At 64.2% G+C, this 11,736-nt stretch carries 12 protein-coding genes; 7 read left to right on the top strand and 5 right to left on the bottom strand.

Features of this window, described 5'->3' with window-relative positions; all coding sequences use genetic code 11:
• Positions 1–50: 50 nt before the first annotated feature.
• Genes ACY8GK_RS11670 through ACY8GK_RS11660 form a run of 3 tightly spaced genes read right to left on the bottom strand, consistent with a single transcriptional unit; the run spans position 51 to position 3,622 of the window.
• Complete coding sequence (locus ACY8GK_RS11670; protein ID WP_196177202.1) at positions 51–626, bottom strand: cob(I)yrinic acid a,c-diamide adenosyltransferase; 576 nt, start codon at positions 624–626, stop codon at positions 51–53.
• 1 nt (position 627) lies between these two features.
• Positions 628–2,655 carry a sensor histidine kinase gene (locus tag ACY8GK_RS11665; RefSeq protein WP_462401319.1) on the bottom strand — a complete coding sequence of 676 codons (2,028 nt, stop codon included), beginning with the start codon at positions 2,653–2,655 and terminating at the stop codon, positions 628–630.
• 49 nt (positions 2,656–2,704) lie between these two features.
• Positions 2,705–3,622, bottom strand: coding sequence for a putative 2-dehydropantoate 2-reductase (locus tag ACY8GK_RS11660; RefSeq protein WP_196177206.1), 918 nt, complete (start codon positions 3,620–3,622; stop codon positions 2,705–2,707).
• Positions 3,623–3,742: 120 nt separating this feature from the next.
• Here ACY8GK_RS11660 and ACY8GK_RS11655 point away from each other — a divergent pair, with 120 nt between their 5' ends.
• The 3 genes from ACY8GK_RS11655 (at position 3,743) to ACY8GK_RS11645 (ending at position 6,656) form a co-directional block, all read left to right on the top strand.
• Positions 3,743–4,228, top strand: coding sequence for a YajQ family cyclic di-GMP-binding protein (locus tag ACY8GK_RS11655; RefSeq protein ID WP_196177208.1), 486 nt, complete (start codon positions 3,743–3,745; stop codon positions 4,226–4,228).
• A 113-nt stretch (positions 4,229–4,341) separates the two neighbouring features.
• Positions 4,342–5,184 carry a mechanosensitive ion channel family protein gene (locus ACY8GK_RS11650; protein WP_196177210.1) on the top strand — a complete coding sequence of 281 codons (843 nt, stop codon included), beginning with the start codon at positions 4,342–4,344 and terminating at the stop codon, positions 5,182–5,184.
• A gap of 221 nt (positions 5,185–5,405) precedes the next feature.
• The gene (locus ACY8GK_RS11645) at positions 5,406–6,656 is read left to right on the top strand and encodes an MFS transporter (RefSeq protein WP_196177212.1); all 1,251 of its coding nucleotides are present in this window, start codon (positions 5,406–5,408) and stop codon (positions 6,654–6,656) included.
• Between the two features lie 13 nt (positions 6,657–6,669).
• Here ACY8GK_RS11645 and ACY8GK_RS11640 read toward each other — a convergent pair whose 3' ends face one another.
• Positions 6,670–8,214, bottom strand: coding sequence for an AmpG family muropeptide MFS transporter (locus ACY8GK_RS11640; protein ID WP_196177214.1), 1,545 nt, complete (start codon positions 8,212–8,214; stop codon positions 6,670–6,672).
• A gap of 43 nt (positions 8,215–8,257) precedes the next feature.
• On the bottom strand, positions 8,258–8,611 hold the full coding sequence (locus ACY8GK_RS11635) for an MGMT family protein (RefSeq protein ID WP_196177216.1): 354 nt from the start codon (positions 8,609–8,611) through the stop codon (positions 8,258–8,260).
• Between the two features lie 152 nt (positions 8,612–8,763).
• Here ACY8GK_RS11635 and ACY8GK_RS11630 point away from each other — a divergent pair, with 152 nt between their 5' ends.
• From ACY8GK_RS11630 to ACY8GK_RS11615, 4 genes are all read left to right on the top strand, one after another.
• Positions 8,764–9,771, top strand: coding sequence for a DUF481 domain-containing protein (locus ACY8GK_RS11630; RefSeq protein ID WP_462401318.1), 1,008 nt, complete (start codon positions 8,764–8,766; stop codon positions 9,769–9,771).
• A gap of 147 nt (positions 9,772–9,918) precedes the next feature.
• On the top strand, positions 9,919–10,650 hold the full coding sequence (locus ACY8GK_RS11625) for a HugZ family pyridoxamine 5'-phosphate oxidase (RefSeq protein WP_196177220.1): 732 nt from the start codon (positions 9,919–9,921) through the stop codon (positions 10,648–10,650).
• Between the two features lie 64 nt (positions 10,651–10,714).
• On the top strand, positions 10,715–11,179 hold the full coding sequence (locus ACY8GK_RS11620; protein WP_196177222.1) for an FxsA family protein: 465 nt from the start codon (positions 10,715–10,717) through the stop codon (positions 11,177–11,179).
• A 261-nt stretch (positions 11,180–11,440) separates the two neighbouring features.
• Positions 11,441–11,734: a co-chaperone GroES gene (locus tag ACY8GK_RS11615; protein ID WP_196177224.1), complete on the top strand. Its 294-nt coding sequence runs from the start codon at positions 11,441–11,443 to the stop codon at positions 11,732–11,734.
• Positions 11,735–11,736 lie beyond the last annotated feature (2 nt).

Raw genomic sequence — 11,736 nt, 5'->3', positions numbered from 1 at the left:
GCGGTTCCCGCACGGGGCCGTGCTTTCAGCGCCAGCGGCGGGTATTTGCCTCAGGCATTTCCCCCGTCCGGCCGGAGAGCGGCCTGCCACAGAACCTCGGCCACGCCCTGACGCCGCCCGATGATCCGAGCGGCCACGAACAGCAGGTCCGACAGCCGATTGATGTAGGCCAGGCCCACGCCGCTCAATGGTTCCACCGCGTTGAGCTGCTGGCAGCGCCGTTCGGCGCTGCGGGCCAGGCTGCGACATATGTGCGCCTGGGCGACCAGGGCCGAGCCACTGGGCAGGATGAAGTTCTCCAGCGGTCCCAGCTCTTCGTTCCACTGGTCGATGGTCGCTTCCAGACGTTCGATCTCCTGCTGGTCGAGCGCTTGGTAGCTGGGCATCGCCAGTTCGCCGCCGAGGTCGAACAGGCGGTGCTGGCAAGGTGCGATGACTTCGCTCAGCTCGTCCAGCCCCTGCTCGGCCAGGCCAGCCAGCAATAGTCCCAGCTGACTGTTCAGGCTATCCACCTCGCCGATGGCCTCGATGCGCGGGTGGTCCTTGGGGACTCGGCGGCCATCGCCCAGGCCGGTCTCGCCCTTGTCTCCCGTGCGGGTATAGATCTTCGACAGGCGAAAGCCCATGTCATCGCTCCTTGGCGGCCGGCTCCGGCGCCGTCTGGGCAAGGGGCAGGCGCAGGGTGAAGCAGGTGCCCTGGCCAGGAGTCGACTGGACCTCCATCTGCCCCTTGTGGTTGTTGGTGATGATGAAATACGACACCGACAGGCCCAGTCCGGTGCCCTGGCCGATTTCCTTGGTGGTGAAGAAGGGTTCGAACGTGCGCTTGCGGACTGCTTCGGACATGCCGATGCCATTGTCCTCCACCTGGATCTCCGCCCATGGGGAGTTCAGCCGGGTACGCAGGATGATCCGACCTGGCTCGCTGCCCTCGGGGCGTTGGTGGATCGCCTGGGCCGCGTTCTTCAACAGGTTGAGCAGCACTTGCTCCAGTTCGTTGGCGGTACAGGGCACCGGCCCGAGTCGTGGATCGAACTGGCGCACGATGGCCTGCCCACGAAAGTCGAAGCCGATGCTCAGATCGAAGTCGTTTCCGGCGATTTCCACCGCCTGGTCGATCAGTGCCGGCAGCTCGCAAGGCGTCAGTTGGCGATCGCTACGGCGACTGAAGCTGAGCATATGGGTGACGATCCTGGCCGCTCGGCTGCCCGCTTGCTGGATGCCGTCGAGCAGTTGCGGTACCTCCCGGCCCTGGAGGTAGCGGTTGACGTCATCGAGGTCGATACCCAGTTCGCGCGCCTGGTCCTGGTTGCGTGGCAGGTCGACGGACAGCCGTCGGCGAATGTTCTGGACGTTGTGCAGGATGGCCCCGAGCGGGTTGTTGATCTCGTGCGCCATGCCCGCGGCCAGGCCGCCCACGGAAAGCATCTTCTCGGACTGCACCATCATCTCTTCCAGCGACAGGCGCTGGGTGATGTCATCGATGCGGATCACCACGCCGCGTCCACCCCCGCCGGTAAGCGGATAGAAGGTCAGGGCGTAGTGACGCGGCTCGCCGGCCTTGTACCAGGTCACCCGTTCGATCTTGGCGACCTGGTGTTTTTCCACGCTGGTCTTGAGCTGCGGCAGGAACGGCCGCAGCGGCTCGAAGGCGATGAACACGGGCTGGTTCAGGGCCTCGTCCAGTGGCGTACCGGAAAGCGCCGTGGCTTCCTGGTTCCATTGCGTGACATAAAGTTGCTCGTCGAGCGCGATCAGCGCCGAAGGCATGGAGTCGATGATGCTGTTGAGGTAGTTCTGGAAGCCCGTGAGCTTCTTCTCCATCTTGCTGCGTACCTGGACTTCCAGCTCCAGCTTGCGGTTGGTGTGGCGGGTTTCCTCGGCCAAGCCCTGGGCCTGGTCATAGGCCGACTGGAATTCGTCGCGAGCACGCTTGAGCTGCTGCTCGCGGGCTTCCATGCGCGAGAGCATGGTATTGAAGGCCTCGGCAAGGCTGCCGATCTCGTCGTCGTTGCCACGCTGGGCGCGCAGCGCGTAGCTTTCCTCGCGAGTCACCTGGCGACTCAGCTCCTCCAGCTGGTTGATCGGCTGGGTGATCAGTCGCTTGATCTGCCGGGCGATCATCAGCCAGAGCAGGATGCTGAAGAGCAGGATCCCCAGGCTGGCGGTCAGCGTTCCGGTGTAGAAGGCCGTCGGCAGTTCGCTGCTGGCCACCAGCAGCAGGTGTGCGGGCGGGCCGCCGGAGCGAGGCAGGCGTATCAGCTGGGTGCTGCGGAATTCCGTCATGCGCCAGGTTTCGATGTCGCGGTAGCGCTTGGGCAAGGCCAACGGGTCGCCATGTTGCAACTGGGCGAGCAGGCGCCCGTCGCTGCCATACACGGCCGAGGCACGCAGCGGCGAATAGCTGCTCAGCTCGTCAAGCAAAGCCGTGGCTGCCTGAGGGGAGTCCCCGGCGTTGGCCGACAGGCGAGGGTTGGCGATCAACCTGCCAATGGTCTGCAAAGCCTGGGGCGCCATGCTCTCCTGGGTGATCCAGTAGGCGGCGCTGATGAAGCTCAGGTTGGCCACCAGCAGGATGGTGACCAGCAGCACCAGCAGGGCGGCCAGCAGCTTCTGGCCGACCGGGAGGTTTTCCAGGCGTTGGCGCAGGGTCATGGGCGAGGCGACATCCGCGTTCAGGTGGAAGGTCAAGGTCGTGCTGGCATCAGTCGCCGGGCAGTCCTCGTGCTTGCAGGGTATCGACCAGCTGGCGCTGCAGCCGTTCCAGGTGGGGCAGGACCAGCCCGTGACGCGCCGCGCTGCGACAGGCATGGCCGAGCAGGTAATGGATCTCCGTGCGCCGCCCTTGCTGGACATCCTGATGCATCGAGGAGTAATTGGCCGCGGTGGCCTGGATGACCCGCTGCACGTCCTCGTGCAGACCCTCGGCGGCCAGCGGCTGGCCGCAGCTGCGCAGCAACTCGGCCAGTTCCTCGCAGAGCGTGGCGACCGCGCAGGGATGCGCCTGCAGCTGGCCATTACGACAGTCGTGCAATACGGTCAGCGGATTGATCGCGCAATTGAGTGCCAGCTTGCGCCACAGTCGGGCCAGTATGTCCACCGTCCAATCGGCGGGAATGCCGGCTTCGCGCAGCTCGTCGAACCATGGCGGTACGGCCGGGTTGGCCGGGTCGCCCAGCCAGTTGAAGCCATGCCCGGCGAACTGCACGCGCCACGCGTCTTCGCGATAGGCACCTTCGGTACTCGATGCCAGGATGCAGCGGACATGCCGCACCTGCCCGGCGACCTCGTCCTGGCTGCCCAGGCCATTCTGCAGCAGTACCACCTGCGCCCCGTCGGCCAGCCTGTGGGCCAGGCGCTCGGCCGCCGGGGCCGCGTCGTAGGCCTTGCATGCCAGCAGCAGGCGATGGATCGGCCCCTCGGCGCTGGCGGTTTCGGCCGGGATCGCGTACTGGCTGGGTCGGCCCTGTTCCACCAAGGTCAGACCACCCGCGGCCTCATAGGCGTGCAGCCGCCGCTGGTCCCGCAGGATCAGGCGTACTGCCTTGCCGGCCCGAGCCAGGCGGCAGGCCCAGAGCGTGCCGAGGCTACCGGCGCCGAGAATATGCCAGGTGCTGCTCATCTGCGTTTCGCAACCGTTATAATGAGCGGTCATCTTAACCCTCAATCCCGACGCGCTCCATCGTCACGGTCGGACCTCATGGATCCGCCAACGGGCGCGCTGTCATTCTGGAGAACAACCATGCCTTCGTTCGACGTGGTATCGGAACTGGACAAGCACGAAGTGCAGAACGCCGTGGACAATGCCATCAAGGAACTCGATCGCCGCTATGACCTCAAGGGCAAGGGCAGTTTCGAGTTCAAGGAAAAGGAAAAGACCGTCCTGCTGACTGCCGAGGCCGAGTTCCAGCTCGAGGCGATGATCGAGATCCTCAAGCTGGCGCTGGTCAAGCGCAAGATCGACGTCAAGTGCCTGGAAGTCAAGGACGCCTACCAGTCCGGCAAGGAAATGAAGCAGGAAGCGCTGTTCCGCGAGGGCATCGACAAGGAACTGGCCAAGAAGATCGTGGCCAAGGTGAAGGATGCCAAGCTCAAGGTGCAGGCCGCCATCCAGGGCGAGCAGGTACGCATCACCGGCAAGAAACGTGACGACCTGCAAGAAGCCATCGCCATGCTGCGCGGTACCGATTTCGAGATGCCCCTGCAGTACAACAACTTCCGCGACTGACCTGGCCTGGCAGGAACCTTGAGCGGGGCGCCAGGGTCCACCGCTTCCCGAGGCCGCCTGAACATTGGCGGCCTGATTTACCTGTTCCTGCCAATTGGCTCCGGGAGATGTCCATGGATTTGAACGCTGAAGTCGATCATCTGGTCCGCACCTCGCAGAACTGGATCCCCCTGATAGTGCAGTACGGCAGCCGCCTGCTGCTGGCGTTGGTGACGCTTGCCATAGGCTGGTGGATCATCAACAGGCTGAGCGTGCGCCTGGGCCGGCTGGTCAGCTTGCGCCACCCCGATCCGGCCTTGCAGGGTTTCACCAGCACCCTGGCCAATATCATCCTGAAGATCCTGCTCATGGTCAGCGTGGCCTCGATGATCGGCATCGAGACGACCTCCTTCGTCGCCGCCATCGGTGCTGCCGGCCTGGCCATCGGCCTGGCCTTGCAGGGCAGCCTGGCGAACTTCGCCGGTGGCGTGCTGATCTTGCTGTTCAGGCCGTTTCGCCTGGGCGACTGGATCGAGGCGCAAGGTGTCAGCGGTACCGTCGACAGCATCCAGATCTTCCATACCGTGCTGCGCACCGGTGACAACAAGACCGTGATCGTGCCCAACGGCAGCCTGTCCAACGGCATCATCACCAACTACAACCGCCAGCCCACCCGTCAGGTGGTGTTCGATGTGGGCGTCGATTATGACGCCGACCTGCAAAAGGCCCGCCAGGTGCTGCTCGATCTGGCCAAGGATCCGCGTGTGCTGCCTGATCCTGCCCCGGCGGCGGTGGTATCGCAGCTTGGCGACAGTTCGATCACGGTGTCGCTGCGTGTCTGGGTCAAGACACCCGACTACTGGAGTCTGATGTTCATGCTCAACGAGCAGGCCCGCGACCGTCTGCGCGCCGAGGGTATCGACATCCCGTTCCCGCAGCGGGTGGTTCGTGTGGTGCAGGAACCGGCGGCTCAGTAGACCGGATCCGCAGGCTTCATCAGGGGCGCTCCTGGTGGGGCAGGCGGGGCTGCGGATGACCGCGGGACACGACGCGCAGCTCGATTCCGTCAAGCCGGTTGCTTTGTGCCTTGGTTGGGCGCACGCTTTGCCGCGCCGCGCCCTGTCTCGCCATGATCGTCGGGTCCAGGGCCGGCTTTTCCGGCATACCGCCTGACTCTGTCCGTTATCCGAAGTCCATCATGACCCCTCTTCTCCACATTACGCCCGCCAGGGCGCTTGCCTTTGGCTTGATCCTGGCCCTGTTCGAACTGTTGACCTACCTGGCCAGCGACGCCGTCATGCCAGCCATGCCGGTGGTCGTCACCGACCTGCAGGCCAGCCCCGAATACATTCCCCATGCGCTGAACCTGTACCTGCTCGGCGGCGTGGTCCTGCAATGGCTGATCGGCCCGCTGGCCGACCGCTATGGACGACGACCCTTGTTGCTGACGGGCTGCGCGTTCTTCGGCGCGGCGTGCCTGGCGACCTATTGGACGCATGACATCGGCCTGTTCAATGCCTTGCGTCTGCTCCAGGGCATCGGCCTGGGCTTCGTGGTCACGGTGAGTTATCCGGCCTTGAACGAGGCCTTCAGCGAAGCCGATGCCGTGCGGATGATGGCGCTGCTGGCCAATATCGCCTTGCTCTCGCCCCTGCTCGGGCCGCTGGTCGGTACCCTGATGTTGCAGTGGCTGGATTGGCGCTGGCTGTTCGTGGCATTCGCCGTGGGCGCTACCGGCGTCTGGCTGGCACTGTATCGGCTGATGCCGGAAACCCTCGGCGTGCAGCGCCGCGATGGCTCGCGCCTGCCGTTCACGCCGATCCAGCTGATACCGTTGCTGCAAGGCTATGGTCGTCTGCTGAGCAACGGACGTTTCGTCGCCGGCAGCGCGGCGCTTGGCTTGGTGAGCTTGCCGCTGATCGGCTGGATCGGGCTGTCACCGGTCCTGCTCATTCACGACGAGGGCTTGAGCACCATGGCGTATGCCTTGTGGCAGTTGCCGGTATTCGCCGGGCTGATTCTCGGCAACCTGATCATCAACCGCATCGCCGACCGCTATCCACTGCATCGGTTGGTGCGAGGCGCGCTATGGCCCTACCTGCTGGGGCTGGCCCTGATGGTCGTGGCGACCTGGTACTGGCAGGCAGTGCCGAGCCTGGTGGCTGGCCTGTCCCTGTATGCGCTGGGCCTGGGCGTGGCCAATGCCGTGCTGTACCGCATGACCTTGTTTTCCAGCCAGCAGAGCAAGGGGCTGGTCTCGGCGATGCTGGGCATGATCACCATCGCCTTGCTGGGGCTCGGTGGCGTGCTGCTGGCCATGTTGGGCGCAGGCGCGAGCCTGCTGCATTTCGCCGTGATCGCCGGGGTGGCGGGGGCGCTTGCCTTGTGGCCACTGTGGCGGGTGATCGCCGACGCAGCGCATGGTGGCTCGATGGCTACCGAAGGGTAGCCATCGAGCCGTTTCAAGGTCGATCGGCGGCGGGCTGCTCTGGCGCCTGCTTGCCACCACTGGCCTCCTGCCGCCAGTGCAGGGCGATCAGCACCAAGGTCGGCACGCCCAGCAAGGCGGTGATGAGGAAGAAGTTGTGATAGCCGACCTTCTCGACCATCACGCCCGAGTAGCCGCCGATCAGGCGCGGCAGCAGCAGCATGATCGAGCTGAGCAGGGCGTACTGGGTGGCCGAGAACTTCAGGTTGGTCAGGCTCGACAGGTAGGCGACGAAGGCCGAGGTGGCCAGGCCCGAGCTGAAGTTGTCCAGGGAGATGGTCAGTACCAGCATCTGCAGGTTCGGTCCCATGTCGGCCAGCATCAGGAACAGGATGTTGGTCGCCGCGGAAGCCGCGCCCCCGATGAACAGGATCGGCAGGATGCCGAAGCGCACGATCAGCAGGCCGCCGGCGCCAGCGCCGAGCAAGGTCATGATCAGGCCGAAGATCTTGCTCACGCTGGCGATCTGGTCCTTGGTGAAGCCCTGGTCGATGTAGAAGACATTGGCCATCACGCCCATGACCGTGTCCGACATGCGGTAGGTGGCAATCAGCCCGAGCAGCAGCAGGGCCTGCCAGCGGTAGCGCACGATGAAGTCGTTGACCGGGGTCAGCACCGGCGCCAGGCCGCGACGGCCCATCGACGACAGGCAAGCCCAGGTCAGGCTGGTGTAGAGAATCGCACGCAGGAACGCCCTGTCCTCGAGCAGCAGGTCCAGCGGCGTCGCACCGCCGAACACCATGCTGCCCCAATCGGTATTGAACAGTTGGGTGAACATCGCGGGTACCGAAACCAGCAGGATGATCAGCACGAATACCGAAGCCAGCTGGTGGCCCAGGCCATAACGCGCGGCCGAAAGCTGGGTGCGCAACGGCACCGGTGGTTCGCGCATCACCAGGGTGGTGAAGACCGCCGGCAGCATCATCAGGCCGAACAGCACGTAGGTGCCGGTCCAGGCCTGATGCAGGTAGCTGAAGCCGGTGGAGCCGAACCATTCGGCGAAGAACAGCGCGCCGGCCGTGGCCAGCAGGGCAGCGATCCGATAGCCGGCCATGTAGCTGGCAGCCAGCGCGGCCTGGCGCTGGTCATCGGCGATTTCCAGGCGGTAGGCGTCCACGGCGATGTCCTGGGTGGCCGAGGCGAAGGCCACCAGCACTGCCAGCGCGATCAGCCAGGACAGATGTTTCTGCGGATCGCACAGGCCCATGCCGATCAGGCCCGCCACGACCAGCACCTGCGACAGCAGCAGCCATGAACGACGCCTGCCCAGCCCGCCGAGCAGCGGCAGGCGCCATTGGTCGAGCAGCGGCGACCATACCCACTTGAAGGCATACGCCAGGCCGATCAGGCTGGCATAGCCGATGGTCTCGCGGGCCACGCCTGCCTCGCGCAGCCACACCGACAGGGTGGAGAACACCAGCATGTACGGCAATCCGGCAGCGAATCCAAGCAGCAGCAACACCAAGGTCGACGGGCTGGCATAGGCAGCGAGCGCAGCGCGCCAGGTTTTACGGGGCATGGGCCAACATCTGCCTCAAGGTTGCGAAAACAAAGCGCGCACTCTAACCGCTGTGCTCCATCGGACGCCAGCCATGGCGTGACATATCCACACGATTATCCTGCACGCCAACCCCTTCGGCGCGAAGCCGGGCACGCTGTTCCTCGCCGGACGGCGTACCTGGCGCCAGGCATAGCCGGCCGCCAGCACCCAGCACCCGATGCCAGGGCAGGCGGGTGTCCTCGGGAAGCTGGCCCAGGGTTCGTCCGACCCAGCGTGCCACCGGGCCCAGCCCCGCCAGTTCGGCAAGCTGGCCGTAGCTCACCACCTTGCCCGGCGGCACCTGTCCCAGCACCGAGAACAATGCCGTTCGTCGGGCCTCTCGCTGCTCGGCTGTGAGCGTGGCTGCGCCGGGCATCAGGCGTTTCCGTCGAAAAAGGGATTGGGCAGGTCAAGTGAAGGCAGGGTGAGAATGGAACTCGATGGCATCTGCTGGGTCTGTCCTTGCTCTGGTCATGGGTAGCTGGATAATGCCCGTCTTTTTCCTGGAACCGAACCTGTAGTCTTCCTATGCATTCTAGAGTGTTGTTGTGTGTTGCCGCTGTTGCCTTCGCTCCTTGCGCCCTTGCCGACACCGTCTGGATGAAGAACGGTGACAAGCTCAGTGGCAAGATCAAGGTTTTCGATGGCGGCAAGTTGTTGCTCGAAACGCCGTACGGCGGGGCCATCGCCCTTGACTGGAAGCAGGTCAAGACCTTGGAGAGCGACCAGCAGCTGCTGGTCAAGCAGGACGCCTATACCGGGGAGAAAGCCAAGTCGTTGAGCGCTGCCGAACCTGGCAAGGTCACCCTGGCCAACGGCGAGTCGCCCAAGACCGTGGAACTGGCCAGCATCCAGCAGATCATGAAGCCAAAGCCGGTGGTCGAGGACTTGATGTGGAAAGGCAACGTCGACGTGGCGCTGGACTACAAGCGTGCCGAGAACGACACGGACGACTATGACGTCAGTTTCAAGACCACCGCGCGTCACGGTCGCTGGCGCCACAACGCCGAGGGCGAGTACAACCGCGAGACCAAGGACGACGTCACCACCACCAACAACTGGAGCGCCGAATACGCGCTCGATCGTTTCATCACCGAGCAGTGGTTCTGGCAGGGGCGCCTGGAATACAAGCGCGACCACATCGAGGATCTGGCTCGCCAGCGTACCGTCGGTACCGGCCCGGGCTACCAGTTCTGGGACGACGAGCTGGGTGCGTTCTCCCTTGGCGGGCTGCTCAACCGCACCGACTACGAATACGCTGATGGCGGCAAGGACAACTTCTATTCCGCGGCGGTCAAGTGGGACTACAACCGCTACCTGATCGGCAAGACCGTCGAGCTGTTCACCAATGGCGAGCTCGGCAAGCCTCTGGGCAATGTCGCCGACTACTCGCTCGATGCCGAGCTCGGCTTGCGCTACAAGGTCACCGAGTGGGCCTCGCTGAACCTCAAGGCGGAGAAGGACATCATCGCCGGCACCAGCGACAGCGACCTGGACAAGACTCGCTACACGGCCGGTTTCGGGGTCACCTGGTAGGGCCCGCGGCCCTTCGTCCCGCAAGCGACGGGTTACAAGCAGAGCGCGATGACGGTTGGAGCGCACGAGCGCCGAAAAAGGTTGCAGATGCAGCATGCCGCGGCGATCATCGCCCAGCTTGCAGAGCCATGCCTCCAGGAGACCGTCATGAGCGTCAAAGCCCTTCGCCCCGCCCGCGAACTTCTGCTCAAGGAATATCGCGGGGTGCTGTCGACCCACTCCAGGTCGATGCCCGGTTATCCGTTCGGCTCCGTGGTGCCGTATTGCCTGGATGCCGAGGGGCATCCGCTGATTCTCATCAGCCGCATCGCCCAGCACACCCACAACCTGCTGGCCGATGCCAAGTGTTCCTTGCTGGTGGGCGAGCGTGACGCGGAGGATGTCCAGGCGGTAGGGCGCCTGACCGTGATGGCGCAGGCGCGCAGGCTGACGGACGAGACGGCCGTCGAGGCGGCTGCCGAACGCTATTACCGCTACTTTCCCGAGGCGGCCGGCTACCACGAGGCCCACGACTTCGACTTCTGGGTGCTCGACCCAGTGCGGCATCGCTACATTGGCGGTTTCGGCGCCATCCACTGGCTGGACCAGGCGACCCTGGCCAACCCGTTCGCCGGAAAGATCGAGGCTGGCATGATCGAGCACATGAACCGCGATCATGCCGATGCCATTGCGCACTACGTGGAACTGACCGGCCTGCCGCGCTCGGCCCCGGCACGGATGGTCGGGATCGACGAGGAAGGCATGCACCTGCGCATCGGCCAGGGCATTCACTGGCTGGCGTTCCCGGCGCCTTGCAACACGCCGACACAAGTGCGCGAAGCCTTGGTAGCGCTGGCTCGGGCCGAACGCTGGCCGCTCGCGATGCAGCCGGCAGGTTGAAATAGCGATTGATCGCATCCATCTGAGGTCTACTGGAAGGTTGTCTTCCGCAGAGGAACCCTCGATGCGTGCTTTTCTATTGCTGTTTCTGATTTTTCCGGTGCTGGAGCTTTTCGTCTTCGTCAAGGTCAGTGCCGCCATTGGTTTCTTCCCGGCGCTGCTGCTGGTCATTGCCGGTTCCGCCCTGGGCATCCTGGTGATGCGCCTGGCTGGCCTGGCGACGGCCTTGCGTACGCGTGAAAGCCTGCAGCGTGGCGAGCTCCCCGCCGAGGACATGTTCCAGGGCCTGATGATGGCCCTTGCTGGTGTGCTGTTGCTGATCCCGGGCTTCATCAGCGATGTGCTCGGCCTGCTGTGCCTGCTGCCGTTCACGCGCCGCCTGATCGCGCGCAAGCTGCGTCAGCGCGCCGAAGCCCAGGCGATGCGCCAGCGGGCGTTTCGCGACGATCCACTGGCCGGTCGGCCGCAGGAGGGTGGTCAGCGCCCCAATGTCATCGAAGGCGAATACCAGCGCCGCGATCCTCGCTAGGCATGCCTGGCAGATCCGCAAGCGGCCCCGCAAGGGGCCGTTTCCGTTCTGGGGGCAGAAGAAGCGAAAAAAATTTCTCGCCCAAGCCTTGTAATTGATTCCGACGACCTCATGTATGGGTCACCGCAAGGTTTCCGGTGGTTTCCACCGGACATTACACAGGTGGTTCGCCCTGGCGGGCCACTACCGGCAGCGCCGGAAAGCATCAACCCGCCGGTTTCGATACCGGCCGATGAAAACCACAATTGGGAGAGATCGACAATGAAGCTTCGTCCTCTGCATGACCGCGTCGTCATCCGTCGCAGCGAAGAAGAATCGAAAACCGCTGGCGGTATCGTCCTGCCGGGTTCGGCCGCTGAAAAACCAAACCGTGGCGAAGTGGTCGCGGTAGGTACCGGTCGCATCCTGGACAGCGGTGAAGTGCGTGCGCTGGCCGTGAAGGTGGGTGACAAGGTTGTTTTCGGCCCTTACTCGGGCAGCAACACCGTGAAAGTCGACGGTGAAGACCTGCTGGTGATGAGCGAGAACGAGATCCTCGCTGTCGTCGAAGCTTGATT

Source organism: Pseudomonas sp. Marseille-QA0332 (genome assembly GCF_054950175.1).
The sequence above is the reverse complement of the archived record's forward strand: the minus strand, read 5'-3'. Positions and strand labels throughout refer to the sequence as shown.